Source organism: Persicimonas caeni, assembly GCF_006517175.1.
Classification (GTDB): domain Bacteria; phylum Myxococcota_A; class Bradymonadia; order Bradymonadales; family Bradymonadaceae; genus Persicimonas; species Persicimonas caeni.
The window spans coordinates 5,810,023-5,835,564 of record NZ_CP041186.1 but is presented as its reverse complement, the minus strand read 5'-3'; the positions used below and the strand labels follow the sequence as shown (position 1 = coordinate 5,835,564).

Sequence of the window (25,542 nt, the reverse complement as noted above, 5' to 3'; positions counted from 1 at the left end):
GCCCATTGATCGCAGGAGATGCTTTCCAGGTAAAGGAGCGAAATGCTCACTTCACTTCGTGCGAGCCGTTACATGCCGTTGCATTGGGCCGCCCGACATCTGGCGAGCCGTTGCATGCCGTTGCATTGGCCCGCTCGACGTCGAGTGAACCGATCGCACGTCTGAATGGGCCCACTTGGCGTCGAGTGGGCTCTCCGGACGCCGCGGTCGGCCCGCTTTGCAGCCGGCGAGCCGTTGCAACCACCTGCAACGGCTCGCCAGTCAGTGGGCGAGCCGCCGGACCTTTGGGGGCGGCGCGCTCGACGTCGAGTGAGCCTCCCGGGCTACGGCGACGGCCCGCTCGACGTCGAGTGAGCCTCCCGGACGACGGCGACGGCCCACTCGGCGTCGAGTGGGCCTCGCTGACGAGACACGCCCTCCCTCAGTTCGCCGCCATGGCGCCGCGGTTGCGCGGGGTGCGCGTCCACGAGTCGAACACTCGCCCGTTGACGTCGAGGGCCTCGTACTTGAGCTCGTCGGGGTTGAACGTGATCAACTGGACGTGGTGAAGGCTAGCGGCCACGCCCGGCGAGCGCAGGTACCAGCGGTCTTTGGGGCTGCGCTGGCCGACGCCCAGGCCGCCCTCGCCCACGTAGACCACGCCGGTCTCGTCGTGTTGCTCGTTGCGGATGGGCACGGTGCGCTTGTAGGCGTGTCCGTCGGACTCGCAGGCCAGGTCGACGTTGAAGCGCTCGAACAGGGGGACCCACAGGTCGCGGGCCTCACCGGCCGACTTGACCGCCGGGAACGCCGGGCGGTGGTAGCTGGTGATCAGCCAGCGCGAGTCTTGTGAGTCGGCCAACTGCGCGGTCAACCAGTCGCGCTGGCGACCGGACATCGTGCTGTTGGTGTCGAGCGTGATGAACGAGACGCGGTCGCCGATCTGAGTGCGGAAATAGTCTCCCTCGGTGCCCCCCGGAAAGGCGAAGATCTCGTTGTAGTACATCCCGTCGCCCTCGTGGTTGCCGCGCGTGGGGATGATCGGGAGCACGCGGCCCGACTCGGTGGTCGTGAGCTGGTAGTCCTCCAGCCAACGGTTCCACAGCTCGAAGTCGTCGCCGTCGTAGATGTAGTCGCCGCCGTGGACGAGCGCGATGATCGACGGATCTTCTTCGAGACGATCGGCCAGCGAGCGGTTGATCTTGCGGCGCATCTTGCGGTCCGAGCGCGAGTCGCCGCCGTACAGCAGCTTGAACTCCTCGTCGTCGGCCGGCGCGGTCACCACGTGATATTCGCGCGAGACCCGGTCGTCGCTGGCGACCACGAAATAGTAGGTCGTCGACGGCTCGAGGTTGGTCAGATAGGCGTGGTGGTAGTACGCGCTCTGGTCTTCGTAGGTGCCCGACAGATTCGCCTCGGCCTTGTGGGCGTACTTTTCGAGATCCCCGTCGTGGGGCTCGGTGTCGTAGTAGACCACGTTGGTCTCGGCGCCGCGCGTCGACCACGAAACGGCCATCTCCTCGGCAGGATTCTCCAAAAAGACCACCCGCATATGCGGCGGTGCGTCTTGCTCCTGCGACCAGGTGTAAGTGTCGGTATTTACGGCCGCGCCGCACGCGGCGAGGGTAGCAACTGCAACGGCAAGCAAAGCTGCGAGGAGGATACTGCGTTGATACATCGTCGATCCGTGTCTGGAACTGCTTACTGAGAAGCTGCGATACTGCTGCAGGCACAATCGGTTACAGGGTTCGAAACGAGATCCAGCCGAGCTGAATTCCGCTATCACCAAACAATTCCACTCTCACTGCGATTATTTCACCGTCGCAGAAGTCATTGGACTAGATACGTTTTCGTTTGTGGCAAGGTTTGAAGTCACACCCGCTGCATCTGGCTTGCTGCATCTGGCTATTTGGGGGCATCGCTCAATGGATACGTGTCGCAATATGTCTCGCCCGCGCGGGCAAATGCGGGCGCTCACCGTGCCCGTCGCCCTGCTCACCGCGCTGATTTTGGCCATCGTACCGGCCCACTCTTTTGCCCAACAGACCGACGCGGTCGAGTCACCGGTGGTGCGTAGCGACGAGGAAGCCGTCGCCGAGCAGGTCGAGCTGCCCGAAGAATTCGACCCCGGATTCTGGCCCACGGCGGCCGCCGTCTTTCCCGGCGTGCTGTTCCACGGCAGCGGTCTGTGGCTCGCCGGGGCCGACGACGCGGCCTACGAGGTGGCGCGAGTGCAAGCCATCGGCCTGGTCACCACGACCCTGTCGCTGGTCGGCGTCTACGCGACCGGCGCCTCCGAGGACACCATCGGACTCTTCGCCTACCCCGGCTTGGTGGGCGTGTCGGCGTTCGTGATGCCGTGGTTCGCCGACATCTACGGCTCGTCAGTCGGCGGACGCACCGCCAGCGCGCGCCAGGCGCTGGCGCCCATCGAGGCGCGCGCCGGCTATATGTACGTGCACGATCCGGTCTTCGACTACGACCACTTCACCTACGCCGAGGCCGAGGTGCGCCTCGAGCCTGTGCGCCTTGTGCCCAAGGCGTGGATCTCGCTCGACAACGACAACCAGCAGCTGCGCTTCGAGGGCATCGGCCGACTGTTCGGCCCGCGCGCTGGCGAGCGGGCCACCCGCCCCGACGGCTCGTTTTTGGACCTCGAGGGCGCGGTCACCTATCACAGCTTCGAAGAGGGCTTCAAATCACTGGTGGTGGAGAGTTCCCTGGCCGGCCGCTACGACCTGCGCCGGTTGAGCCCGGTGCTGCAGGGCTCGTTCTACGAGCTGTCGTTGGGCCTGGGCGGCCAATTCTTCGGCTACGACGCCCCCGACGCCGAGCTGGGCGAGGACCTATCGGCGCTGCTCTTGATGGAGACGGCCTTCGGGGTCTATTTCGGCCCGTCGGCCGACCGCTACGGCGAGGCGAAGGTCTACTACGACCACCGCCACGACGGCTTCGTGCGCGGCCTCGGGCTCGCCTCGCAGGTCGACGGGGTCATGGGCCACGTGGGCGCGGAAGGCTTCTTCTATTTGGGTGACAACTGGGGCGCATTTGCCGACTTCAAGGCTGGCTCGACCTATACGGCGATGGGCGGCCTTACGTTTCGCTACGGAGGTAATTGATGACTCGGTCGCTGTGGCGTGTGGCGTTTGTACTGATGACGATGATCGTACCTGTGCTCGTCTCTCCGGGGTGTGTGCGGCCGGCTGAAGACCGGGCCGACCTCGACCCGCTGGTGGGCAAGGCCTTCGCGAACGACCTTCGCGTCGAGGTGGTCGACGGGCTGGCTGCGATTCGCACCTTCGACGACCAGGGTCTCCGGTTGTGGGCGCAGGCGCCCGTGCTCGACGTCATCCTCGAGGCGGGGCCCGACGCCCCGCAGACCTTCGAGCTCACCGTCGAAAACGTCATGCCGCGCGCCGAGATCTCCTCGCTGGCCGACGGCGAGGCCAACTTCAAGGTCTCCTCGCGTGAGCAGGTCGACCCGACCGAGGTCACCTGGAGGCTCGACCTGCAGTCGGGCCAGACCTCGCGGCTGCGCATCGCCCCGCCCGACGCCGACAGCAACGAGCCGTTTCGCTTCGGCGTGCTCAGCGATATCCAGGACGAGATGGACGACGTCGGCCTCATCTTTCGGCGCATGAACCGCGACGAGTCGCTGCGCTACGTCGTCTCGGCCGGCGACATCACCCAAAACGGCGAGATGTACGAGCTCGAGTTCTTCATGGAGCAACTCGAGGAGCTCGATATCCCGTTCTACACCACCGTGGGCAACCACGAGATCGGGCCGGCCTCCCCCGAGGGCTTCCACGAGTTGTACGGGCGCGTGAACTTCCAGTTTCGGTTCCGGGACGTCTACTTCACGTTCATCGACTCGGCCAACGCCACGGTCGATCCGATGGCCTACGATTGGCTCGAGGAGTGGCTCGACAACGGCCAAGACAGCACCCACGTCTTCTTGACCCACATCCCGCCCATCGACCCCAAGGGGATTCGAAACGGCTCGTTCGGTAGCCGCGCCGAGGCCGCCAAGCTGCTCAACATGCTCGCCCAGCACGACGTCGACGTCGGCTTCTACGGCCATATCCACTCGTATTACGCCGAGTCGAACGCCACCATCCCGGTCTATATCTCCGGCGGCGGCGGCGCGCTGCCCGAGAAATTCGACGGCGTCGACCGTCACTACCTGACAGTCGACTACAACCCCGACCAGGGCATCGAGAGCGTGGGCGTGGTGCGGGTCAAGGCGGAGTGACCAGTACCTCATCGGGCTGCCAGCGGTCCGGCCACGTCGCGTAGATGTACTCGTCGAGGAGGTGGCCCTCCTTGTAGATGGCGTTTCGAAGCTTCGCCTCGAACTCGTAGCCGACCTTCTCGAGCACGCGGGCCGAGCCGGGGTTCCAGCTAAAGACACCCGCGTAGATGCGCTCGAAGCCCAAGGTGGCGAAGCCGAAGCTCGTCACCGCGCGCACCGCCTCGGTCATGATGCCCTGCCCCCAGAAGCGCTCGCCGAGCCAGTAGCCAATCTCGGCGCTCTTTCGAAAGACGTCGGTCTGCAGCTCGAAGCCGATGCCGCCGACGGCCACGTCGTCGACGGCGATGGCGAAGTTGACCTCCGGGTCCTGCGCCCCGGCGATGGTCACCCACTCTTCGGCGTCTTCGAGGGTGTAGGGGTGGGGGAACGAATCGCGCAGGTTTCGCCAGACCTTGCGGTTATTGGCGTGGCGGACGAGCGACTCCATATCGTCGAGCCGCCAACTGCGCACCGTGCAACGTTCCAAATCGAGTTCCATGGCCCTGTGCCTCTACGTGTTGTAAGAACGTGGTAGCCATCATACGTCGAAGGAGGCCAACCGTGAAACGAAAGCTACTCGTGATTCGTCACGCCCAGACCAAACATCAACAGTCGGGACAGACCGACCACCAACGCGAGCTGACCGTGCAGGGCAAGAGCGACGCGCTGCGCGTGGCCGCGCATATCCAGCAGCTCGGCTGGACGCCCCAGACGGTGGTGTCGAGCGACGCCACGCGCACCAGGCAGACCTGGCAGCACCTGGACGAGGTCTTCGAGGCGTCGGTCGACGTCACGTTTACCGACTCGCTCTATCTGGCCGGCGTCGACGCGGTGTGCGACGCGCTCTTCGCCCTGCCCGAAGACGTCCACGAGGTGGCCGTGCTCGGGCATAACCCGGGCTGGCAGAACCTGGTGCACTGGCTGTCGGGGACGGCGGTGCGCATGAGCCCGGGCACCGCGGTGTTGCTGGAGGGAGAGGGAGAAACGTGGGCGGACGCGCTTCGTCAGAACAAGTGGAAACTCCACGAAGTCATCCGCCCCGAGCACCTATAGTACGATAACGATAGGCTATTCGGTTGCCGCCGGCTCGGCGGCCAGCGGCAGGCTGAACTGCTCGGTGAAGATCTCGCCGGTGACCTCGCCCGAAAAACCGCTCGGCTCGAGCGGCCCGCTCACGCTGACCGCCCCGTCGGGCGACTTGCCGGTGGCGACGAGCGTGCCGTCGGCGACCTCGCCGGTCACGGGCACCTCGAAGGGCTTCTCCTCGTAGCCGCCTTCGAACGACCCGCTCACCTGGCCACTGGAGGCGACCTCGAGCGACAGGACGGCGCGCTGGAAGCCGAGGCCGGAGACCGGCGGCGAGGCGAGGTTGCCGGTCACCGCCGGACCTGTAGGCTCCTGCTGTTTGGTCGCCTGAGCAGCCTGCGGATCTTCTTTGGGCTCGCCGCCGGTCTGGCAGCCGAGCAGCGCAACGGCTGCGAAAGTCACGAGACAAATGTCGAGAAACATCTTTCCCATCGGGCGCATCGTCGCCTCCTCGGCTGCAGTGGTTGAATCAGCACAGTAGCTTACGGCTTTTCATCACGCAAAAAGACGTACTCGTCTTCGGTCGAGTGCTCGTCGCTGAAGTAGTAGTTGCGCTCGTTGAAGCCCTTGAGGTCTTCGGCGGCGCTGACGCGATTGCGCACCATCCAGTCGGTCATCGTGCCGCGCAGGCGCTTCAGGTAGAACGTGATCGTCTTGTACTCGCCGTTGTCGCGCAGATCCATGAAGTTCACGTTCAGGATGCGCCCGGCGAGTTTGTCGGTGTCGATGCTCTTGAAATACTCGTTCGAGGCGAGGTTGAGCAGCACGTCGTCGCCCTGCGCGTCGAGCGCGGCGTTGACCGCGTCGGTGATCTTGTTGCCCCAGAAGTCGTACAACTTCTTGCCACGCGGATTCTCCAGGCGCGTGCCCATCTCGAGGCGATACGGCTGCATCAGGTCGAGCGGCTTGAGCAGGCCGTACAGCCCGCTCAGGATGCGCGCGTGCTCCTGCAAAAAGTCGAAGTCCTCGGCGTCGTACTCGTCGAGGCGAAAGTCGCGGTAGACGTCGCCGGTAAACGCGGTGATCGCCGGCTTGGCGTTGTCGGGCGTGAACGGCGTCTTGAAGTTGTCGTAGCGCTCGACGTTGAGCACGGCGAGCTTCTCGCTGATATCCATCAGGTCGCGCAGCTCGTCGACGTCGTACTCGCGCAGGATGTCGATGAGCTCCTGCGATTCGTCGAGGAAGTCGGGCTGGGTGAATTTGTCGGTCTGGGGCGCCGAGTCGTAATCGAGCGATTTGGACGGCGAAAGCACTACAAGCATCTTTAGCTCCGTACAGAAATTTGGAACGCTTCTATTTGTGACAGACATTAACGACGCAGATGAGATGCGCAAGGGGAGTTGGGTGGAACACCCGGCGACTCACATCGGAGGCGCTGCCGCCAAACGGGCGCCGGGGCGCTCGACCAGCGCTGGAAGTGCTGCCTCCTACCGCCAGATCGACGGCACGGGCGCCTCGAACTCGACCATCTCGCCGCTGGTCGGGTGGGCCATACGCATCTGCCAGGCGTGCAGGGCGTGGCGGTCGAACGGGAGCTTCGCCAAAAGCTCCTCGTTGTCGGGGGCGGCGCAGATCGCCATGAAGAACTCATCATCCAAGCTGTAGAGCTTGTCGCCGGCAATCGGCGTGCCCTGCATGGCCAGGTGGATGCGGATCTGGTGCTGGCGGCCGGTCTCGATGGTCACCTTGAGGTCGGCCATCGCGCCGAAGGCATGGTCGACGCGGCCGAGCACCTCGACGTGGGTGGTCGCGTCGAGGTCGCCGTGGCCCATCTTGATGTCGAGCACGCTGTCCGGGTCGATGCCGAGGGGGTCGGTGATCGTGCGCTTGTCGCCCACCTGCCAGCGGCCGTCGGGGTCGTGCACGAGCGCCCGGTAGACCTTCTCGGGGTGCGTCGTCGCGAACATACCGCGGAGCTCGGCCACGTACTTGTGCTTGGCCGCGCACACGAGCACTCCGCTCGTCTCGCGATCGAGCCGGTGCACCGGCTCACCCTCATCGAAACCGGCGCGCTCCAAATACTTCGTGATCGTGTTGAGCCGAACGCTGCTGCTCTCGTGCACGAGCATGCCGGCAGGCTTGCCGACCACGATGAGCGCCTCGTCGCGGTACAGAATCTCGACCTCGTGGTCCTGCACCCGCTCCGGCTCGAGCTCCTCGCGCAAGATGACCAGGTCATCCTCGCGAAGCTTCGTGCCCGCCTTGACCTTCCGCCGCGGAATCACCTCCACGTCGCCCTCTTTGGCGATGCGGCCGGCAAAGCTGCGCGAGATCCGCGGAATGCGGTTCGCCAAAAACTGGTCGAGCCGCCACCCGTGAAAGTTATGGTCCACCTCGAATTCGCGCTCGCGCACGTTCTCGGTGATCAACCGCCCCTGCTCGTCGACTTCGTCACTCATGGCCCTTTCTTCATAACAACGTCGTCCACTCCCCTCAACGCCCGACACACGCATATCATTCGTCCGCGCCGCAGGCGCGCCGTGAACCTGCACGTGCACGTGCACCTGAACGGTCTTTTCCACAGCAATGAGCTCACAAAGCCACACCCGCTCGAATTGTCCTCACGCGCTCCCCCACACCCTTTGCCTCCGGTGAGCTCATTGCAGCTTTAACTGCCGTTCACGTTCAGGTCTCACCATCCAACACAAATGGCGGAGGCGAACAACCGGGTCGGGGCGCGCGGCGTCCTCGCCCGCCCTGGGGCGTCACCGCCCCAGCCGGGCCGCGCGGCGTCCTCGCCCGCCCTGGGGCGTCACCGCCCCAGCCGGGCCGCGCGGCGTCCTCGCCCGCCCTGGGGCGTCACCGCCCCAGCCGGGCCGCGCGGCGTCCTCGCCCGCCCTGGGGCGTCACCGCCCCAGCTTGCGTGTCTTTTGCAAGGCACACGCCTTGCCCAAACACGTGCGGGGCCCGAGACGGACCCCGGCGGCCGGGGACGACCGCGCCCCGACCTTGCTGCACGCACAACCAGCCCGGGGCGCGCGGCGTCCTCGCCCGCCCTGGGGCGTCACCGCCCCAGCTTGCGTGTCTTTTGCAAGGCACACGCCTTGCCCAAACACGTGCGGGGCCCGAGACGGACCCCGCGACGACGAGGTACCAGACACCGTGTTGTGGTCCGCGAACCAGTCCATCGAGGCCCACGAGGTGGGTTGACGGTGAGGTATCAGGCACCGTGTTATGCGGCCGTCGTCGTCGTGATCGTGATCGTGATCGGCCGTTTGTCTCGCCGCGAACAACAACCGCCGATCACGACGACGATCACGATCACGATCACGGAGCCGTCGACGCGGTGTCAGGCGCCGTGTTGTCGCGTGTCTGAGGCAAGGCACACGCCTTGCCCAAACACGTGCGGGGCCCGAGACGGACCCCGGCGGCCGGGGACGACCGCGCCCCGACCTTGCTGCACGCACAACCAGCCCGGGGCGCGCGGCGTCCTCGCCCGCCCTGGGGCGTCACCGCCCCAGCTTGCGTGTCTTTTGCAAGGCACACGCCTTGCCCAAACACGTGCGGGGCCCGAGACGGACCCCGCGACGACGAGGTACCAGACACCGTGTTGTGGTCGGCGAACCAGTCCATCGAGGCCCACGAGGTGGGTTGACGGTGAGGTATCAGGCACCGTGTTGTGCGGCCGTCGTCGTCGTGATCGTGATCGTGATCGGCCGTTTGTCTCGCCGCGAACAACAACCGCCGATCACGACGACGATCACGATCACGGAGCCGTCGACGCGGTGTCAGGCGCCGTGTTGTCGCGTGTCTGAGGCAAGGCACACGCCTTGCCCAAACACGTGCGGGGCCCGAGACGGACCCCGGCGGCCGGGGACGACCGCGCCCCGACCGTCAACGCAGCGCATCAACAAAGATGTGCGGGATGGCGTCGACGAGGTGTCAGGCACCGTGTTGCGGCACGCGGAGCGGCTGCTTGCTGCCCGCGGAGCCCTCGCCGGTGCAGCCCCAAGGCTCGCCTTGGGGTCGGGCGTGCGATTCCTGAACGCCGACCAACCCCTGCTTTGCAAAACAAGCGGGCAAGCCCCGGCTCCGCATCGGCAAATGAGATGTGTGGGATGATCAGACGTTCAGGTGCACGTGCACGTTCGCGGCGGCCGTGCCGGGGGCACGTTCTTAAGTAACTACACGAAGATTCTGCCGGTCATCTCGGCGGCTCTCGACGCCAATCACTGCGTCGCCATCCCTCGACGATGCCGCTGGCATCGCCTGCGGGCTGTCTCCTTGTGCTTGCCGCCGATTGCTCGCCGAGCTTTCCCGCACAATCTCCGTGCAGTTACTTAACCGACCGGTCGAAGACTTTGACTAACCTGCCGATTCAGCTACAATCGTGTCGATCAACTACAAAATAACAATTTTGCCCGAGCAACTTTACCAACCTCGGACTCTGGAGTCGTGATGTCGAAGAGACTACTCGTGTCGGTACTCGCCCTCGCTCTCGCCGGCGCTGCCTGTGGAGATGATAACAACGAGTCGAATAATACCCCGACCAACAATGCTGGCACCGACGCCGGCACCGATGACGCAGATTCCGGCGTCGAGCCGTTCAGCGAAGACTGCACGACGATGATCGTGCCGTCGACGAACGAGGACGCGGCCGCGGCGGCCGAGGAGAACCGCCAGAATATCACCACGGCGCTCGTCGAGCCGTCCGAAGGCGACGTCATCTGCCTGGGCGACGGCACCTACAATCTGACCGAGCAGCTGACGCTGAACGCCTCGAACGTCTCCAACATCGAGATTCGCGGTCAGAGCCAAGACGGCACCATCCTCGACTTCGACGGCCAGGACGGTGGCGCCAACGGCATCCTCGTCGACGGGATCGACGATATCCGAGTGGCCGACCTGACCATCAAGAATACCGCCGGCGACGGCATCAAGATCCAGAACGGCGACGGCGTCGAGATGGTCAACCTGACGGTGACCTGGGACGGCGGGCCGAACACCTCCAACGGCGCCTACGGCGTCTACCCGGTGCTCAACCAGAACGTGCTCGTCGAGGGTTGCGACGTCAGCTACGCCTCCGACGCGGGCATCTACGTGGGCCAGTCGAACACGGTCATCGCGCGCAACAACGTCGCCTACGGCAACGTGGCCGGCCTCGAGATCGAGAACACGACCAACGCCGAGGTCCACGACAATCACCTGTACGAGAACACCGGCGGCCTGCTCATCTTCAACCTGCCCGGTCTGCAGGTCAAAGAGGGGGGCAACAATATCGTGCGCGACAACCTCATCGAGAATAACAACCAGGTGAACTTTGCCGAGGCGGGCACCATCGTCAGTCTCGTGCCGCAGGGCGTGGGCTTGTTGCTGTTGGCCACCGATAACAACGAGATCTACAACAACGAAGTTAAAGACAACCAGTCCATCGGATTGGGCATCGCCAGCTACTTTATCACCGGCGAAGACATCGAAGATCCGGAGTACGATCCGTTCTCCGAGTCGAACTTCATCCACGACAACACCTTCGAGAATAACGGTTACCAGCCCGTCGAGCTCGCCGCGGCGCTCAACGGCGGCAATCCGGTGCCGTCGATGCTCGTCGACGGAGTCTTCAACCCCGAGTTGCCCGACGGCACGACCTGGCTCGACGTGCGCGACTGCTTCGACGCCAACGTCACCGAAGACGGCAGCGACGCCGACTTCTTGAACTTCAACTACGATAGCAGCGACGCGCCAGCCGACATCACCGACTGCTCGACCGAGTGGACCGACTTCTGTCACTACCAGTGCACCTACGATCCGCTCCCCAGCGTGACTCTGGAGTAAGCATCCGATGACGTACCGACACCTCAAGTATTGCTCGTTGGCTGCCGCCCTTGCCTTATCGCTCACCGCCTGCGGAGAGGATGCAGGTGAAGATGGAGGCGAGGCGGCGCCGTGCGAGTTGAAGATGCCGCAGGACGGAGAGCCCTTCGAGAAGCTCTCCGACTACTGCTTTTTCCAGGGCGACCTCGCCGAGCACAACCCCACCGAGGGCGTCTACGCCTACGGGGTCAACACCAAGCTCTACAGCGACAAGAGCGACAAGCTTCGCTTCTTCGTCTTGCCCGAGGGCGAAAAGATCGGCTTCCACGAGACCGACAAGTGGGATTTCCCCGTCGGCACCATCCTGGTCAAGACGTTCTACTACCCCAACGACGCCCGCTCGCCCGAGGCCGGCCGCCAGATCTTGGAGACGCGCCTGCTCGTCAAAAAGCAAGACGAGTGGGACACCGAGATTTACCGGTGGAACGAAGAGCAGACCGACGCCGAGCACTATCTGATCGGCCAGACGGTCGACGTCGAGTGGATCGACGAGAACGGCGAGACACAGACGGTCGACTACAAGATTCCGGCCAAGAGTGACTGCAAGAGCTGTCACAACCACAACGACAAGATCACCCTGCTCGGCCCGCGCACCCGCCAGTTGAACGGAGAGAACGACTACGGCGACGGGCCGGTCAACCAGATCGCCTATTTCAACGAGCAGGGGCTCTTCGACGGCGAGGTGCCCTCGGTCGACAGCCTGCCCAAGCTCATCGATCCCCAGGATGAGAGCCAGCCGTTAGAGCTACGCGCCCGCACCTACCTCGAGGGCAACTGCGCGCACTGCCACAGCCCGGGCGGCCCGGCGCGCAACTCGGCGCTCTTTCTCAATATCGACGAGGAAGATCCGTACCACTGGGGCGTGTGCAAGACGCCGATCGCCGCCGGCGGCGGCACGGGCGGGCGCCCCTACGACATCTACCCGGGCGAGCCGGAGCGTTCGATCATGCTGTACCGGATGAACTCGAACGACCCGGAGATCAAGATGCCCGAGCTGCCGCTGCGGACCATCGACGAGTTTGGCGTCAACTTGGTGACCGAGTGGGTCGCGAATATGGAAGGCAGCTGCGCGCAGCAGTAATATTTCGGTGCGAGCGCATCCCTGCGCTCGCACCGAGTTCACCGCCCCAACATCATCCGAATCTGCTTTCGGAACCCCTGGATTTCGTTGCGATACCGCTCCAGGCGGTCGCCCTCGGCGATCTCCATCTGATGCTGGCGAAACGCCAGTAGCGTCGCCGCCTTGATGTACTCCTCTTTATCGACGCCCTGCGGCGCCCACCCCGACTTTCGACGCTTTCGCCAAAACGGAATGATGTCCGCGTGCTCGTGCGGGAGCGTACCTTTGTCCGCCTCTTGGTGCAGATAGCGTCGGATGACCTCGTGCTCGCGCTTGAGGGACATCTGGGTGAGGAGGAAGAGCACGATGGAGGCGCCGATCACCAGCAGGATGCCCAGCAACAGCAATCCGCCGCGCAAGACGTCCGGCGTGCCGGTGAAGCCGGCGAATGTGGCGCTGAGGTTCCAGAGGGCGTGGTTCGCCACGGCGATCAGGTAGCCGGCCAGCGGCCACTTGAGCCAACGGCCGGGGCCGGATCGGTGGCGCGCGTAGCCGATCGCCATGCCCAAAATGGCGCTGGAGGTGCAGTGGACCAGCGCGCTGAACAGCGTGCGCATCACCACCAGCGTGAGCACGGCTCCGGTGCCCCCTTCGAGGGCCGAAAAGTAGTACAGCAGGTTCTCGACGGCCGCGAAGCCGAGGCCGGCGGCGGCGCCGTAGATGAGCCCGTCGGTCTCATTGTCGAAGTGGAAGGTGGCGACCAGCGGGATGAAGACGAGGGCCTTGGTAAACTCCTCGGCGAACGGCGCCACGATCACCGCCGAGATCACCTCCTGGGCCCCGGCGATGGGGATGAGCCCGGCGATGAACGCAAACGGCGCGCTCAGAAGGCAGCCGAGGCAGGTGCCGCCCACCGCCCCCCACAAAAAGGCGAGGAGGACGATCCACAGCGGCTCGCGCTCGTAGCGGTCGAGCCACCAGATAAAGAGCAGGTAGCCGAAGATGACGAACGTGGCGATCGAAACGGCTACGACGATCAGGGCAGAGCCCATATCAGCTACCCTTTTCTGTCTTCTTGTTCACTCTGCGTGTCGCCAATCCCCTGTTGGGGCATCTCGATGAGGTCTTCGGTCGCCTCGGGCAGTCGCTCGAACTGGCGCTCGAGGCCACGCACGACGTGCAGAATCCCCTGCCCTTCGGGCACCTCGGGGTTTTCGCCGTACAAGAGCGCGTGACGCGCGGCGTTGAGTTGGCGAATATAGGCGCCTTTGACGTCGCGAATGGAGTTGAGCGCGTACTCCATGACGCCGCCGATGACCAACGAGCCGAGCACGCCGCCGGCCAGGCCGACCGCGCCGACCCACCCGGGCACCTGGAAGCGGCCGAGCTTCATGAGCGCGCGGTTATAGAAGTTGAGCCGCGAGCGATAGATCTCGCCGGCGGCTTCGGAACCGACGCCGAAGAAGGAGAATTTACCGAAGAGGACGTAACCCAAGGTGGCCGGCAGGCCGATCTTGACCCCGGAGCGAATCGCCTGGGCCAGGAGCGGATCGTGGGCGATCTCCTCTTCCATGCTCTCGAGCAGGCGCTCGCGCACCTCCTCGACGCTGGCGTCGGCGCGAGTGGGCATACGCTCGGAGGCCTGCTGCCACTGGTCCTCTTCGAATTCTTTGAAGAGTCGGCGAAGCAGGCTCTCGAGCTCGTCGGAGCTGACAACCTCGCGCTCGAACGCCTCGGTGAGCTTGTCGGCGGTGTAGGTCGAGGTCGAGAAGTCGGGCCCGCCGACGGCCTTCGAGACACCGGCGGCCATGTTGCGCGCGCTGATGAACACGTCGGCGATACCAGTACGCGGCCCCACACTTCGGGCGATCACGCGGCGCAAGCTGGTCAGGTGACGGTCGACAAAGCCGGGCACCCGCCCAATGGCCTCGTCGAAGAAGGTGTTGACCTGCGTCTCGAAACGCTCTTCCCACACACTCGGCTGAGCGCGCTCGGAGGTATCGAGGGCAGCATTCTTGAGTTCTTCAATCGATTGTTCAGTCATGAATCACCTTCGCCTGCTCCAGAAATTCACCAATGCGCCGGAAGCCTTCTTCAATGAAGGCGTCCTTGACCGTATAAGCGATGCGCAAAAAGCCCTCGCCGGCGGCGCCAAAGCCCGAGCCCGGAATCGTGACGACGTCGTGGCTGTCCAAGAGCGCCTCGGCCAGCGCCAACGAGGTCTGCAGTCCCGCACCGGCGGGCTCAGTGTAAGCACGTACATCCAAAAATAAATAGAACGCCCCCTGTGGCGCAACGAAGCCGACGTCGGGCAAATCGCCGGCGAGACGACACGCCAGCGCGCGACGGTTGCGGAAGGTCTCGAGCGTCGGGGCGAACAGCTCGTCGTGGCGGTTGAGCGCGACGACGGCGGCGTGTTGTGCCGGCGTGGGCGCACAGGTCACCAGATGCTGATGCAGGGGCTTCAGATCGGCGACGAGTTCGGCCGGCCCGATCATCCACCCCAGGCGCCAGCCCATCATATGATGGCTCTTGGAGAGCCCGCCGAGTTTGACGCCGCCGCTCAGGCCGTCGGTGAAGTCGAGCACCGAGGTGTGGCGGCCGTCGTAGACGTAATCCTCGTAGATCTCGTCGGAGATCCAGCGCACCCCGCGCTCGGCGAGCAGCGCCATCACCGCTTCGAGGTCCTCCCGGGCGTGAGTGGCGCCGGTGGGATTCGACGGGGAGTTCAAGACGATGGCGGTCGTCTCGTCGGTCAGCGCCGCCTCGACGTTCTCGGGGACGAGCCGAAAGTCGGCGTCGGGATCGAGCCGATACGGCACGGGCGTGGCGCCGGCCATGCGCACCAGGTTGGGATACGCCGGAAACCCCGGATCGGGCACGAGCACCTCGTCGCCCTGCTCGACCATCCCGAGAATGGCCACCGCCAGCGCCTCCTGGACGCCGCAGGTGACCATGACGTTGTCGGCGTCGACGCCATAATGCGCCGCGATCGCCTCGCGCGTCTCCCACAGACCCAGGTTGTGGCTGTAAGGAGCCACGCCCGCGCCGATATGCTCGATAATCGCCTCGCGCACCGGCTCGGCGACCGCCAAGTCGGGCTGACCGATGCCGAGGTCGAGGCTGGTATCGCGCGCCTGGTCGCGAAGCTCACGGATGAGCGTGGGCTCGACGGCCAGCGCTATCTTCGAGACACCATTCACCGAAGCATCTCCTCGAGCGCGGTGCTCGCGTCGGTCTTCTCGTCGCGATACTTGATGATGAGCAGCGCGGCCATGTGCAGGCCGTGGCGTTCGGCGAAAACGCCGCGCGCCGGGCGCGTGCCGGGGATGACCACCGCGCCGGGCGGAATCACCAGCGGCTGGTCTTTGGTGGCGCGATAGACCTCTTCTTTGACCATGTCGAATACGGGGGTGCTGGCCGTGAGCACGCTTCCGGCGCCGATGACGGCGCCCTCGCGCACATGCACGCCCTCGTACAGCCCGGTGTTGCCGCCCACGAGCACGTCGTCCTCGACGATGACCGGGGTCTGGCCGATCGGCTCGAGCACTCCGCCAATCTGGGCGCTGGCCGACAGGTGCACGTTTTTACCAATTTGCGCGCAGCTGCCCACGAGCGCGTGCGAGTCGACCATGGTGCCGTCGTCGACGTAGGCACCCACGTTGACGTAGGCGGGCGGCATCATCGTGACGTTGTTGCCCAAGTACGCCCCACGGCGCACCGACGAGCCGCCGGGCACCAGTCGGATATTGCGCTCGCTCGTCGGAAGCGTCTGGGTCGGATAGGTGTGCTTGTCGCTGAACTGCAGCGGGCCTGCGCTCTCCAGCGGCTGGTTCTCGCCCATGCGAAAGCCGAGCAGGATGCCGCGCTTGACCGACGGCTGGACTTCCCACTCGCCGTCGCCCAGCGGCTTGGCCGCGCGCAGCTCGCCGGCTTCGAGCAGGTCCAAAAACTGGTCGAACACCTCTCGGGCGTCGTCCCCGAGCTCGTCAGCAGGCAGTTCGAACAGGCGATCGATTTCTTGAAGCAGTTTATCGGTCATATTCTTGCTAGATTCAGTCGTTTTTGGTTAGCGGCGGTCTATTGGCGCAGACAAACTACAATTTGGGGGTCGGTCTATTGGCGCAGACAAACTACAATTTGGGGGTCGGGACAACAACCCTCTCTTGGCAATACCACGACCCGCAAATCGTAGTTTGTCTGCTCAAATAGCTCGTCTGCTCGAATGGCGCGTCCGCCCAAGTATCAGCCAAAAAAAAGGCTCCGCCGGGAGCGGAGCCTTTACGATAAGCACACTTTGAAGGGTGGCTTACTCGGTGTTCTCTTCGCCTGCGGCTTCATCGCCGGCAGCCGGCTCTTCGGCCGGAGCAGCTGCTTCGTCGCCGCCCTCAGCCGGAGCATCGCCGGTGGGGGCCATGATCGGCGCGGCTTCGTCCTGTCCAGCTTCGTCTTGTCCGGCCTCATCTGCAGCCGGAGCAGCAGCGCCGTTACCGCCGGCGCCGCCCTGGTCGATGATCTTTTCTTCCTGGTTGCCGGTCGCGGCGCCGCCCTCGAGCGACATCGCCGAGCGCGGCTGGCTGGAAATGTAGGCCAGCGCCAAGCTGGTCGACATGAAGATCGCGGCCAGACCGATGGTGGCCTTGCTCAAAAAGCCACCGGCGCCTGCGCCACCGAATACCTGCGTGCCGGCGCCCGCGCCGCCAAAGCCTGCGGCCAGACCGCCGCCCTTGCCCGATTGCAAGAGGATGGCGACGACCAAGAGGAACGAACAGACGACGTGAATGACGATAAGAACGGTTTCCATGAGTCCGCTTGTATCTTCTCGTAACGCGAACCGACAGACGGCCCGCAGTGATCAATTTAAACGTGTTAGGTACCGGCGCCCGCGCAGGGCGACGGCGCAAGACGCATGTCTATAGCGTACTGGCACCCTCGATGCAACCCCGTCGACGGAGCAACCCTCGTGCGTGCCATCCATCAGCTACAGAGCACATCAACCGTCGAAGTCATTCCATCTTTTGGATCTGCATGCCGCTTATGGGCACGCACTCGCTTGCGTTGCGGTCGAATTGCTCGCCCGAATCGCACAGCCGAAGCACGTCGGGACGCATCGGCAGCGAGAACACATGACCGGCGTCACCGGCGCTGGGATGAATGTAGACGCGGTACAAGCCATCGTTGGACAGGAACACGGTATAGCCGAGTCCAGCCCGCTCCAGGCGAGCGACCTTGGCGCTGCCATCGGACAGTTTCGAGACGCTCGGGCTGTTGACCGCCGCCTTCCAACGTGTGGGCGCCGGCGAAAACTTCAGGGCGATCTCTTTGGCCCGGCCCTTCTCGACGTCGACTCTCTTGGGCCCGTCGCTGCGCTCGGCCGACAAGCGGTGCTCGCCCACCGGCAGGGTCACCTCTTGGCCGCAAGCGACCTCGAACTGACGATCGACGATGACTGCGGCCTCCGGGCCCTCGCAGGCAAGCGTCACGGTGCCCGTCGACTTGCAGCGTTGCAGCGTCGGAATCTTGGTGTCGGGGTGAACGAGCCGGTGCACGTCGATCTGGCGCAGGGCAGCGTCGCAAAAGCCCATCTTGTCGTACGACGCCACGATCAGCCCCATCGTGCTCGCCTCGGGCTCGACCGCGTAGGCTCGAAACAGATTCTCGACGGCCGCGGAAAAGTTGCCCTCGGCGTAATGACGAAGCCCGTCGCCGTAGTAGCGAGCGTAAGCCGCCTCGGACTCCTGCGCGAAGGCGCTCGTGCCGATCACACACCCTACGAGCGCCACAAGAGCCGCCAAGCTGTTCTGGAGGGTTCGATTCGTCATTCGGAGCAACTCGAAAAGTTCCACATCTGCCAATTCACCTTCGCGCCGATCGTGCTTACCTTGAGCGGGACACGGACACGAATCAGCAACGCCAACGATTCACGGCTGGACGAGAGGTCGTCATATACGCTAATCCGTGTCGCTGTTGTACGTCGGCGATTGTATGATAATTGTACCCGACCCGCAAAATGCCACCGGCGTATCACTTCCGAGTCTCACACCTGAGGAACAGCGAGCCCATGTCTTCGAAAGCACTGACCAATTTGGTCCGTAAGGGAAACGTCAAGAAATTCCACCGCGCCGTCCAGCAGCACGAGGAGGAGCACGGAGAGTTGCCGTCTTTGGAGATGGCCTCTTTTTCTGGCGTCGAACTCTCCGGCTTCGACTTCACGGGCATCGACCTGTCGAACGTAGCCTTCGAAGAGTGCACACTCACGGAGTGCCGCTTCGACGAGTGCCCCCTCGACGGCGTCTACATGCACAGCTGCACGCTGCTGAACTGCCACTTCGAGGGCGCCAAGGGCAACGGCTTTGCCATCGACGCGTGCACCTTGAGCCGGTGCGAGTTCGAAGACTGCAGCTTCGAGATGCCAGAGTGGACCGACTCGCAGCTCAACGACTGCACGCTCAAGAATCTGTCGGGCAGCGACTTCTTCTTCGAGCGCATGACCTTCAAGGGAGGCCACTGGAGCAACGTCAACGCCGAATCGGGCGAGTTGCGCTATGTCACCCTGCGCGAGATGAGCATCGAAGGCGTCGACCTGACCGGGTGCGACGCAGCCAGCTGCTACCTCAAGGGCGTCGAAATGACCGACACCGAACTCCCCGAGGGCTTTGTCGAGAAGACGGGCCGTCGCCGGGTTATTTGAGTAGGGTCTAGGGGTCTAGGGATTTCGGGATTCGGGGGCCCAGGTGGTCCAGGGCTGCCGTGCCAGGCATGCGTTGCGATAGCGACTCTCTTTTGAGACGTCGTCGCCAATCCATGCGGGGAGCTCGACCTCTTCGTCGGGGCGCTCCAACTCCACTTCTGCCGTGACGAGCCCTGCGTTCGCGCCCTCGAACACGTCGACCTCCCACAGCTTGCCGCCAAACTCGACGTCGTAGCGCACCTTCTCGACCTGTCGGTCCGTGCAAAAGATGTCGAGCATCTGCCGGGCGTCCTCCATCGGGATCTCATACTCGTACTCCGCCCGCGAAATCCCCACCGTCGGCCCCTTGATCGTCAACACCGCCCGCTCCCCCTCGATACGCACACGCACCGTCGACATCGGCCCCGTCTCGAAATAGCCCTGGCGCATTGGCGTTTGGGCGACGACGCGTTCTTTCCAAGAGTCGCCGGTGACGAGGAATTTTCGTTCGATTTCTGTGGGCATGTTGTGGTTTTTAAGCGTGGGAATTATGTACAGTAACGCGTAGCAACTCGGCGCCCCCATCCGCCCTACGCTTCGCTTCGCGCGGTTTAGCACGAGGCGGATGGGGGGCGACAACAACCCAGAACGTAGCACACTCGAAACGATGACCACCACCGGCCGAAAAGGCGCCACGCCACCCGATCTCACCCAGGTCCGCCCCTACGGCGACACGCTCGACGACGGACAGGTCCAGCTCTCGTTCACCCTGCCGGTGCCTCACGGCCCGGAGGCCGACGAAGCCGCGCGGCAGATGGCCAAGAAGATGGGGCTCGAGGAACCGCAGGTCTACCACAGTCGAGATCTCGGCGAGGGTTACACCTACTTCATCGTCTACGGGCGCTTTCTGCAGTCGGTCGACTACACCAAAATCCACGTCGCGAAGGTCGAGACCGAGCGGATGGATTTCTACGAGATCAACGACTACATCAAAGCCAAGATCGGCCGAAAAATCACCATCTTGGGCGCGTGCACCGGCACCGACGCCCACTCGGTGGGCATCGACGCGATCATGAACATGAAGGGCTACTCGGGCGAGTATGGCCTGGAACGCTACCCGATGATCGATGCGCACAACCTGGGCATGCAGGTGCTCAACGAAGAGCTCATCGCCCACGCCATCGACAAGGGCGCCGACGCGCTGTTGGTCAGCCAGGTGGTCACCCAAAAGGACATCCACATCAAAAATCTCTCCGAGCTCATCGACATGCTCGAGGCCGAGGGATTGCGCCAACACCTGATCGTGGTCGCCGGCGGACCGCGCATCTCCCACGAGTTGGCCCTGGAGCTCGGCTTCGACGCCGGCTTCGGCCCCGGCACGACCGCTCCGGACGTGGCGAGTTTTGTGGCACAGGAGTTGGTGGCGCGGAAGTTGGCGTAGGATCGAGGTGGTGCAGGCCCTGCAGGCGCGCGACTCCCGCTATTTGGGGCGAGGGCTGAAAAACGCCCTCTCAGAACAGCAATTTGGGGGTCGTGGTGGTGCAGGCCCTGCAGGCGCGCGACTCCCGCTATTTGGGGCGAGGGCTGAAAAACGCCCTCGCGGAACAACAATTTGAGGGTCGTGTCAATGCACCATATGTGGTTGATGCGACGACCCCCCAAATAGCCGGCGCCACTCCCCTGCAAGGCCCCCGGCTCCCGGACACCGGACACCGGCCCCAAAACCATATCAGTTTACATCCTTCCCCCATCAAAGTATTGTCACGAACTAAGGGATGAGAGGGGCCGCAAACGCTGTAGAGGCCATAATTTTTGCCCAAAGCAATTGGAAACTATGGCAGATCAGGTAGATCAGAAGACAAACGGCGTATCGACCCTGTCCGACACCTTTTTGGAGACCACGCGCAAGCTGGTCGAGCGAAGCATCGACGAAGACACCATCGAGGAGGACCGGGAAGCGTTTTTCGAAGCGCTCTTCCTGCTCCAGTCCGGGGACGTCGACGGTGCCATCGACGGGTTTCGAAGCGCGGCGCGCAAAGCAGGCGCCCCCTTCGACGCTCTGTCCATTGTCGCGCTCGCCGAATGCCAGCGCATCCGCGGCCGAGAAGCGGCCGCGATTCGCGAGTGGAAAAAAATCGCCAGTGACGACGATGCTCCCCATGCCGCGCGCTACGTGGCGTGGCTGAGCTTGGCGTCGCTAGCCGAGCGGCGCCAAGACCAGCGTCTGCTCCAGAAGGCGAACGACGCCCTCGAAGAGTTCCCCGAACACTGACGCCCCCGCGCTGCCGGGCCTCCAAACACCAGGCCCGAGCGCGTCAAACCTTGCCCCCCTGTGTGGCGAGTATGCAGCCCACGAACGTGGAGACGACAAATCCCCTCGGCCTCAACCTCGACTTCATGTTCGGGCGCGGCTACCTGTGGGCAAATCGCGAGCGACTCTCCGACTGGATCACCCTCGAGTCGCTGCGCATGGAGATCCCCGATCTCAGCTTCCCCTTCGACGCGCGCGGCGGTCTCGACCGATTCCGCAACACGCGTTGCCTGGTGCGCGAGATCGAGTTCGCCATCTCGGAGGTGGGCCTGGGCGACCTGCTTCGCCAGGCGGCCGACCAACTCGACCGCTACCAAGATCTGCAGGTGCGCTTTCTGGACGACGCCGTCCACATCAGCGTGCGCGTGCAGGCGTTCGGCTCGGACACCTACGTGAGCTTTCGCGCCGCGCTCATCCCACCCGAGCCGGCACGCGCCGACGAAATCCACCTGTCGTTGTACGACTACCGCGCCTTCGGCCCGCTGCCCTTTCCGGCCCGGCTCGTCGCCTTCGAATTGATGACGGGGCTGTTGAACACACCGCTCTTGCGCCCGCCGGGTCGCGGCCAGTCATTCACCGTCGGAGTAGCCGGCGACATCTTGAGCTTTCGACCGCTCAAGCTTCTGTTACTGCACATCTTTCCGCGCGTAGGATGGAAGCTGCCGAACCTGTCGGGCGTGCTCCTGGAAGGGGCGCGTATCCGACCCGGCGTACTCACCATCCGGGCGAGCACCCGCGACGAGGATTGGCACAACGCACGTTCGAGCAGCTATCAGCTCAGCGGGACCAAAGAAGGTGCGCGGGCGCTGGCCTCCTACGAGGCCAAAGATCTGTTCGCCAACGCCGACCAAGCGCTGTTCGACGGCCAGATTCGCCAAGCGATGGAGCTTCTGGCCGGCTACCGAGACATCTACGGGCTACACACCCAGCTCGTCGAACGCGCGCTCGACTGCCTGCTGGCGGACCCGTCGCCGAGCAATATTGCCGAAGCCGAATCGATGTGCCGCGAGCTCCAGTCCGAGGAGCCCGACGACCTGCGCGCGCTTCTGGCACGGCCGACCATCGACCTGGTCGCCGGCAACACCCAGAAGGTCATCGAAGATTTCGACCGCCTGGCCCACGCGCTGCGCTCGCGCGGGGAGACGGGCGATTGGATTTTGTGCCAACTGGCGGCCGCTCAGACGCTGGCGGACCGCGAGCCCGAGGAGGCCGCCTCCCGACTTCGCGAGGTGCTCAAAGCCTCGCCCAGAAACCGGGTGGCGCTCGAGCAGCTTCGCGACCTGTACGCTCGTTTGGGCGAGCAGTCGGGCCTCGAAGAGGTGCTCAAACGGCTGACGGGGGTCTATACCGACCGCCAGACGCTCAAGAACACCTACCTTCGCCTGGCGCGCCACCTGATGGATCGCGAAGGGGAGTTGGCCGAAGCCCGACTCTACCTCGAAAAGGTCTTGCGCCTCGACCCGACCGAGCTCGAGGCGCTCAATACGCTCGGCGAGAGCTACGTGCTGAGCGACGAGCCGCTTCGAGCGCTCAAGGCGTTCGGCTCGGCGGCCCGCGCGGCCGAAGCAAACGGGCAGACCGAGCAAGCCAGCCAACTTTTGTACCGCGTGGCTCGCCTCTGGCACGACGAGCTTGGCGACACGGGGCAAGCGCTGTTGAGCTGCCGGCGCGCGCTGTCCATGTGGCAGTCGGGCGACGATCCGCAGTCGATGATGGAGCACGCCCAGGTGCTCGAGTTCGCCGCGACGCTGTGCGAGGAGCGCGAGCGCCTCGAAGAGGCGACCGACTACTGGATGGAGACGATTCCCCTGCTCGAGAAGCTCGACGAGCGCGCCCGCGCCCTGTCGAGCCGAAAGCCGCAGGCCGAGCAATTCACCGGGCCGTTCGGTGCGCCGTCGAGCGCGCCCGACGAGGAGCTCGACGCGCTCGCCGAGTCTGCCGAGGAGCTTCGCGACCGACTGGCGAACGCCCACGAGCAACTCGCCTCGCTGTACGAGCGACGTGACCGCCCGGAGGCCGCCGCCAGCCACCTGCGCCGCCTCATCGAACTCGACCCGGAGCACCAGACCGCCCCCGACCATCTCGAGCGCTTCTATCGGCAGGCCGGCCGCCCCGAGCAACTCATCGAGCTTTACTCAGACCTCGTCTCGCGCATCCGCTCGCCGGAGCGAAAGATCGCCATCCACCAGAAGATGGCCGACGTCTACGAGATGCTCCATCTGATCGACGACGCCGCCGAGCAACTCGAGCGCGCCCTCGAGATCGACCCGTCCGCCGAAGCGCCTCGCCAAAAGCTCATCGCGCTGATGCGCTCCGAGGGCCATCCGGACAAGCTTCGCCAGACGCTCGAGGGGCTGCTCTCGCGCTCGCGAAGCGCCGACATGCGCTGGGAATTGTCGATGGCGCTGGGCGACCTGCTGCTCGACGAGCTCGACCAGTACAAGAACGCCGCCAAAGCGTTTTTCGAGGCCGTCCAGATTCGCTCGATGGACCTCGACGCGATGCGAAAGCTCGCCGACGCGCTCGAGAAACTCATCGAGCGCGACGGGCTCGACGCAGCCGCGCCGGCAGGCTCGGGCACCGTCGACCGCATGCTCGAGCGGGTGCTCGTCAAGCTCAGTGAACTCGAGCCCGAGCCGATGGTCCAAGCGCGTGCCTACGAGCGCATGGCCGAGTTGGCCGACCGCCGCGGCGACGAGGCCAGCGCCAACGAAGCGCGGCGTCGTGCCGACGAGGCCTTCGACCGCGCGAATATGGCCGAGGCGGTCGACGTCGACCTGCGCCTCGACGAGCTGCTCGAAGGGATGGACGAAGTGACCTCCCCCGTCGACACGGCTGCCGAAACGCCCCGACACGATCCCCTCGTCGACGTCGACGAGAAGAAGCTGACGAACTTTCGCAAAAAATATCAGGCGCTGTTCAAGGAACGCTCGGAGCGCGAACGACAGGAAAAGGAAGCTCGAGAGAGGGAAGCAGAAACGACACCGGCAACACAGTCGGAGGCTGTGCCCGGAACCGATGTCGAGGCCCTGCGTGCGCAGGTGGCCGAAGCGCGCTCGATGGACAACCCGCTGCTCCTTTGCGAGGCGCTCGCCGAGCTCGTCGAAAAACACTTCGACGCGTCGATCGGCTTCGAGCTCGACCACGCCGAGTTGATGCGGGTGAGCCTCGAGCTCGGCGAGCTCTACTACTACGACCTCGAGGAGCCGCAGGCGGCGCTGGAGCACCTGGAGCGTGTCCGCGACGAAGATCCCGATGGACTCGGCGCCAAGTCCAGCCTGCTGACCACCCTCGAGGCGATCTACGAGGAGAGCGGCGAGGTCGAAAGCCGCGTTCGCATCCTGCAGGCCCGTCTGGAGGCCGCCGACACCGAGGAGATGGCCACGACCTACCGGCTGCTCCTGGCCCAGCTCGTGTGGGACGAGCGCGAAGACTCCGAAGCCGCGCGCGGCTGGCTCGACGAGGTCCTCGAGACCGACCCGCGCCACGAGTCGGCTCATCGACTGCTCGCCCAGATGGCCCGCGACGAGGGCGACTTCGAGGCGGCGGCTCGCCACCTCAAGACGGTGTTGCAGGTCGCCGGAGGCGGACTCGACGCCGTCGAGCTCGAGCGCGAGCTGGCCCACCTGCTGCTCGACGAGCTCCAACGCCCCAAGGACGCCCAGAAACACTTCGAGCAGGTGCTCGACGCCGCGCCCGGCGATGCCATGGCGCTCGAGGGCGTCAAGCAGTGCCAGGCGGCGCTCGGCGACTGGCATGGGTACGTGAGCAGCTTGGGCCACGAGCTCGGCCTGCTCATCGGCAAACCCGACGGGCTGTCGCCCCGAGAGATGGCCGGCTTGTCGGCCAACGATATCAGCCCTGCGGTGCGTGTACCCGCCAGCCAAATCGTGGCCGACGCGGCGCATATCGCCGAAGAAGACCTCCAGGACCAGAACCTGGCCTGGGGCCTGTGGGGCATGGCGTTTTCGCTGTGGCCCGAGCACGTCGAGGCCCTCGAGCGGCGCATCGCCCTCGACCGCGTTCTCGACAAATCGACCAAATTGGCCGACGATCTCGAATCATACGCTGAACTATTGCTCGATCCTTATGGCCGTTTCGAGGCGCTAGTCGAAGCTGCGACGCTCCACGCCGAGCAGCTCGGCCGCCCCGATCTGGCGCGTCCGCTCTTTGCGGAGGCAATCGCGGTTGTTCAAGACCAAGACGAACCGCCCGAGGGACTCGACGCGGCTCGACGCTCGCTTCGCGCCCTCCAGGCCGACCAAGAAGGTTAGGGACCAATGACCACCTGCGCACAAAGCCACTCTCGTCGGCGTTTCCCCTTCGGCCTGAGC

The 25,542-nt window shown here is 64.5% G+C and carries 21 protein-coding genes; 9 read left to right on the top strand and 12 right to left on the bottom strand.

The features are described 5' to 3' along the window. Window positions 1-421: 421 nt before the first annotated feature. Entirely contained in the window at window positions 422-1,657 is a 1,236-nt protein-coding gene (locus FIV42_RS21550) for a purple acid phosphatase family protein (RefSeq protein WP_141199699.1), read from the bottom strand. Window positions 1,658-1,922: 265 nt separating this feature from the next. Here FIV42_RS21550 and FIV42_RS21545 point away from each other — a divergent pair, with 265 nt between their 5' ends. Next, entirely contained in the window at window positions 1,923-3,098 is a 1,176-nt protein-coding gene (locus FIV42_RS21545) for a hypothetical protein (RefSeq protein ID WP_141199698.1), read from the top strand. Then, on the top strand, window positions 3,098-4,231 hold the full coding sequence (locus FIV42_RS21540; RefSeq protein ID WP_141199697.1) for a metallophosphoesterase family protein: 1,134 nt from the start codon (window positions 3,098-3,100) through the stop codon (window positions 4,229-4,231). The genes FIV42_RS21545 and FIV42_RS21540 overlap by 1 nt, the downstream gene beginning before the upstream one ends. Here the strand turns inward: FIV42_RS21540 and FIV42_RS21535 are convergent. Beyond that, a complete protein-coding gene (locus FIV42_RS21535; protein WP_141199696.1) occupies window positions 4,218-4,769 on the bottom strand; it encodes a GNAT family N-acetyltransferase in 552 nt (183 codons plus the stop codon). The genes FIV42_RS21540 and FIV42_RS21535 overlap by 14 nt on opposite strands. A gap of 62 nt (window positions 4,770-4,831) precedes the next feature. Between FIV42_RS21535 and FIV42_RS21530 the strand changes: the two genes are divergently transcribed. Next, the gene (locus tag FIV42_RS21530) at window positions 4,832-5,323 is read left to right on the top strand and encodes a SixA phosphatase family protein (protein ID WP_168210847.1); all 492 of its coding nucleotides are present in this window, start codon (window positions 4,832-4,834) and stop codon (window positions 5,321-5,323) included. Window positions 5,324-5,338: 15 nt separating this feature from the next. Here the strand turns inward: FIV42_RS21530 and FIV42_RS21525 are convergent, their stop codons facing one another. The 3 genes from FIV42_RS21525 to FIV42_RS21515 all read right to left on the bottom strand — a co-directional run bounded on the left by FIV42_RS21525 (window position 5,339) and on the right by FIV42_RS21515 (window position 7,755). Then, window positions 5,339-5,797 carry a hypothetical protein gene (locus tag FIV42_RS21525; protein WP_141199694.1) on the bottom strand — a complete coding sequence of 153 codons (459 nt, stop codon included), beginning with the start codon at window positions 5,795-5,797 and terminating at the stop codon, window positions 5,339-5,341. 41 nt (window positions 5,798-5,838) lie between these two features. Next, window positions 5,839-6,618: a peroxide stress protein YaaA gene (yaaA, locus tag FIV42_RS21520; RefSeq protein ID WP_141199693.1), complete on the bottom strand. Its 780-nt coding sequence runs from the start codon at window positions 6,616-6,618 to the stop codon at window positions 5,839-5,841. Window positions 6,619-6,783: 165 nt separating this feature from the next. Next, window positions 6,784-7,755: a pseudouridine synthase gene (locus FIV42_RS21515; protein ID WP_168210846.1), complete on the bottom strand. Its 972-nt coding sequence runs from the start codon at window positions 7,753-7,755 to the stop codon at window positions 6,784-6,786. A 1,999-nt stretch (window positions 7,756-9,754) separates the two neighbouring features. On the opposite strand from FIV42_RS21515, the gene FIV42_RS21510 reads away from it, so the two are divergent. Further along, window positions 9,755-11,128 carry a parallel beta-helix domain-containing protein gene (locus FIV42_RS21510; protein WP_141199691.1) on the top strand — a complete coding sequence of 458 codons (1,374 nt, stop codon included), beginning with the start codon at window positions 9,755-9,757 and terminating at the stop codon, window positions 11,126-11,128. A 7-nt stretch (window positions 11,129-11,135) separates the two neighbouring features. Continuing rightward, window positions 11,136-12,248, top strand: coding sequence for an SO2930 family diheme c-type cytochrome (locus FIV42_RS21505; RefSeq protein ID WP_141199690.1), 1,113 nt, complete (start codon window positions 11,136-11,138; stop codon window positions 12,246-12,248). A gap of 38 nt (window positions 12,249-12,286) precedes the next feature. On the opposite strand, the gene FIV42_RS21500 is transcribed toward FIV42_RS21505, so the two are convergent. From FIV42_RS21500 to FIV42_RS21475, 6 genes are all read right to left on the bottom strand, one after another. Next, window positions 12,287-13,279 (bottom strand): PrsW family intramembrane metalloprotease, encoded by a 993-nt coding sequence (locus tag FIV42_RS21500; protein ID WP_141199689.1) that lies wholly within the window; start codon window positions 13,277-13,279, stop codon window positions 12,287-12,289. A gap of 5 nt (window positions 13,280-13,284) precedes the next feature. Continuing rightward, entirely contained in the window at window positions 13,285-14,271 is a 987-nt protein-coding gene (locus tag FIV42_RS21495; RefSeq protein WP_141199688.1) for a hypothetical protein, read from the bottom strand. Next, a complete protein-coding gene (locus FIV42_RS21490) occupies window positions 14,264-15,430 on the bottom strand; it encodes a pyridoxal phosphate-dependent aminotransferase (protein WP_141199687.1) in 1,167 nt (388 codons plus the stop codon). The genes FIV42_RS21495 and FIV42_RS21490 overlap by 8 nt, the downstream gene beginning before the upstream one ends. Then, window positions 15,427-16,269: a 2,3,4,5-tetrahydropyridine-2,6-dicarboxylate N-succinyltransferase gene (locus FIV42_RS21485; protein ID WP_141199686.1), complete on the bottom strand. Its 843-nt coding sequence runs from the start codon at window positions 16,267-16,269 to the stop codon at window positions 15,427-15,429. Before FIV42_RS21485 ends, FIV42_RS21490 begins: the two co-directional genes overlap by 4 nt. A gap of 267 nt (window positions 16,270-16,536) precedes the next feature. After that, entirely contained in the window at window positions 16,537-17,031 is a 495-nt protein-coding gene (gene secG / locus FIV42_RS21480; protein WP_141199685.1) for a preprotein translocase subunit SecG, read from the bottom strand. 202 nt (window positions 17,032-17,233) lie between these two features. Further along, window positions 17,234-18,049 carry a hypothetical protein gene (locus FIV42_RS21475; protein ID WP_141199684.1) on the bottom strand — a complete coding sequence of 272 codons (816 nt, stop codon included), beginning with the start codon at window positions 18,047-18,049 and terminating at the stop codon, window positions 17,234-17,236. 239 nt (window positions 18,050-18,288) lie between these two features. Here FIV42_RS21475 and FIV42_RS21470 point away from each other — a divergent pair, with 239 nt between their 5' ends. Next, the gene (locus FIV42_RS21470; RefSeq protein ID WP_168210845.1) at window positions 18,289-18,918 is read left to right on the top strand and encodes a pentapeptide repeat-containing protein; all 630 of its coding nucleotides are present in this window, start codon (window positions 18,289-18,291) and stop codon (window positions 18,916-18,918) included. Window positions 18,919-18,933: 15 nt separating this feature from the next. Here FIV42_RS21470 and FIV42_RS21465 read toward each other — a convergent pair whose 3' ends face one another. Then, on the bottom strand, window positions 18,934-19,422 hold the full coding sequence (locus FIV42_RS21465) for a CYTH domain-containing protein (RefSeq protein WP_141199682.1): 489 nt from the start codon (window positions 19,420-19,422) through the stop codon (window positions 18,934-18,936). A 142-nt stretch (window positions 19,423-19,564) separates the two neighbouring features. Here FIV42_RS21465 and kamE point away from each other — a divergent pair, with 142 nt between their 5' ends. The 3 genes from kamE to FIV42_RS21450 all read left to right on the top strand — a co-directional run bounded on the left by kamE (window position 19,565) and on the right by FIV42_RS21450 (window position 25,482). Further along, on the top strand, window positions 19,565-20,338 hold the full coding sequence (gene kamE, locus FIV42_RS21460; RefSeq protein ID WP_141199681.1) for a lysine 5,6-aminomutase subunit beta: 774 nt from the start codon (window positions 19,565-19,567) through the stop codon (window positions 20,336-20,338). A 393-nt stretch (window positions 20,339-20,731) separates the two neighbouring features. Next, window positions 20,732-21,169 (top strand): tetratricopeptide repeat protein, encoded by a 438-nt coding sequence (locus FIV42_RS21455; RefSeq protein ID WP_141199680.1) that lies wholly within the window; start codon window positions 20,732-20,734, stop codon window positions 21,167-21,169. A 71-nt stretch (window positions 21,170-21,240) separates the two neighbouring features. Continuing rightward, entirely contained in the window at window positions 21,241-25,482 is a 4,242-nt protein-coding gene (locus FIV42_RS21450; protein WP_141199679.1) for a hypothetical protein, read from the top strand. Window positions 25,483-25,542 lie beyond the last annotated feature (60 nt).

Bases quoted from the DNA above. Each gene is read 5' to 3' on its own strand.
- FIV42_RS21550 (WP_141199699.1), bottom strand. From the start codon at position 1,657: ATGTATCAACGCAGTATCCTCCTCGCAGCTTTGCTTGCCGTTGCAGTT.
- FIV42_RS21545 (WP_141199698.1), top strand. From the start codon at position 1,923: ATGTCTCGCCCGCGCGGGCAAATGCGGGCGCTCACCGTGCCCGTCGCC.
- FIV42_RS21540 (WP_141199697.1), top strand. From the start codon at position 3,098: ATGACTCGGTCGCTGTGGCGTGTGGCGTTTGTACTGATGACGATGATC.
- FIV42_RS21535 (WP_141199696.1), bottom strand. From the start codon at position 4,769: ATGGAACTCGATTTGGAACGTTGCACGGTGCGCAGTTGGCGGCTCGAC.
- FIV42_RS21525 (WP_141199694.1), bottom strand. From the start codon at position 5,797: ATGCGCCCGATGGGAAAGATGTTTCTCGACATTTGTCTCGTGACTTTC.
- yaaA (WP_141199693.1), bottom strand. From the start codon at position 6,618: ATGCTTGTAGTGCTTTCGCCGTCCAAATCGCTCGATTACGACTCGGCG.
- FIV42_RS21515 (WP_168210846.1), bottom strand. From the start codon at position 7,755: ATGAGTGACGAAGTCGACGAGCAGGGGCGGTTGATCACCGAGAACGTG.
- FIV42_RS21510 (WP_141199691.1), top strand. From the start codon at position 9,755: ATGTCGAAGAGACTACTCGTGTCGGTACTCGCCCTCGCTCTCGCCGGC.
- FIV42_RS21505 (WP_141199690.1), top strand. From the start codon at position 11,136: ATGACGTACCGACACCTCAAGTATTGCTCGTTGGCTGCCGCCCTTGCC.
- FIV42_RS21500 (WP_141199689.1), bottom strand. From the start codon at position 13,279: ATGGGCTCTGCCCTGATCGTCGTAGCCGTTTCGATCGCCACGTTCGTC.
- FIV42_RS21495 (WP_141199688.1), bottom strand. From the start codon at position 14,271: ATGACTGAACAATCGATTGAAGAACTCAAGAATGCTGCCCTCGATACC.
- FIV42_RS21485 (WP_141199686.1), bottom strand. From the start codon at position 16,269: ATGACCGATAAACTGCTTCAAGAAATCGATCGCCTGTTCGAACTGCCT.
- secG (WP_141199685.1), bottom strand. From the start codon at position 17,031: ATGGAAACCGTTCTTATCGTCATTCACGTCGTCTGTTCGTTCCTCTTG.
- FIV42_RS21475 (WP_141199684.1), bottom strand. From the start codon at position 18,049: ATGACGAATCGAACCCTCCAGAACAGCTTGGCGGCTCTTGTGGCGCTC.
- FIV42_RS21470 (WP_168210845.1), top strand. From the start codon at position 18,289: ATGTCTTCGAAAGCACTGACCAATTTGGTCCGTAAGGGAAACGTCAAG.
- FIV42_RS21465 (WP_141199682.1), bottom strand. From the start codon at position 19,422: ATGCCCACAGAAATCGAACGAAAATTCCTCGTCACCGGCGACTCTTGG.
- kamE (WP_141199681.1), top strand. From the start codon at position 19,565: ATGACCACCACCGGCCGAAAAGGCGCCACGCCACCCGATCTCACCCAG.
- FIV42_RS21455 (WP_141199680.1), top strand. From the start codon at position 20,732: ATGGCAGATCAGGTAGATCAGAAGACAAACGGCGTATCGACCCTGTCC.
- FIV42_RS21450 (WP_141199679.1), top strand. From the start codon at position 21,241: ATGCAGCCCACGAACGTGGAGACGACAAATCCCCTCGGCCTCAACCTC.